Consider the following 769-nt stretch of genomic DNA (forward strand, 5'->3'; position numbering starts at 1 on the left):
GTCGCCGAGCTCGACGCCCTCGCGGTGGGCGTCGCCGCCTGGCGGCTGGGTGCCGGACGCGCCCGCAAGGAGGACCAGGTGCAGGCCGCGGCCGGCATCGAGCTGCACGCCAAGCCCGGCGCGGTCGTGCGCGCAGGTCAGCCGATCATGACCCTGCACACCGACACCCCCGAGCGCTTCGAGCGGGCCCGCGAGGCCCTCGCCCACGCCGTGACGATCCTGCCCGAGGGGTCGCGTGCCCCCGAGAGGCCGCTCATCATCGATCGCGTCGTCCCCGACTGAGGTCGCATGGGCTCGCCTGCCGCACGGCCCGACCCGCCTGACCTGCGGGCCTTGACGGGGGAGCGACGGCGAGCGCTGCTCCCTGCCGAGCTGGGGGAGCGGGTCGGCACAGTCGAGGAGCGCCTGCCCGGCACGGCGCGCACCCTGGTCCACCGCCTGCTCGCTGCGGGGGCGTCGGTCGAGGCGGTCGAGGGGCTCGCGTCGGCGTGGTCGGACCTCGAGCCGCAGACGCAGGCCGCGGTGCTTGACCCGCTCCGGCTCGGCCCTGACCTGCGTCAGCAGGACGGGACCACCTGCGGCTCGGCCGTCCTCACCATGCTCGCGGCCACGGGTGACCCCGCCCTCGCGCTGTGGCTCGCCAGCGGCGCGCTGCTCACCGGGCCCGGGGGACGTCGGCACGGCAACCCTGAGCTCGCAGGGTCCTCCGAGCAGGCGGTGCAGGGGCTCGCCCGTCGCACGACTGCCGCCCGGGCCGGTGCCCTGCACC

Annotated in this window: 1 protein-coding gene and 1 pseudogene; both read left to right on the forward strand. The window is 76.9% G+C overall.

Translation table 11 applies throughout. From position 1 onward, the window contains the following. A pseudogene (locus L0B03_RS18625) lies at positions 1-282 on the forward strand (thymidine phosphorylase); the annotation flags it as partial. A 6-nt stretch (positions 283-288) separates the two neighbouring features. Further along, positions 289-769: hypothetical protein (locus L0B03_RS18630; RefSeq protein WP_250448594.1), on the forward strand; the 481-nt coding region annotated here is incomplete at its 3' end.

This window comes from Actinotalea sp. C106, from assembly GCF_023630195.1.
In the GTDB taxonomy this organism is placed as follows: Bacteria; Actinomycetota; Actinomycetes; order Actinomycetales; family Cellulomonadaceae; genus Actinotalea.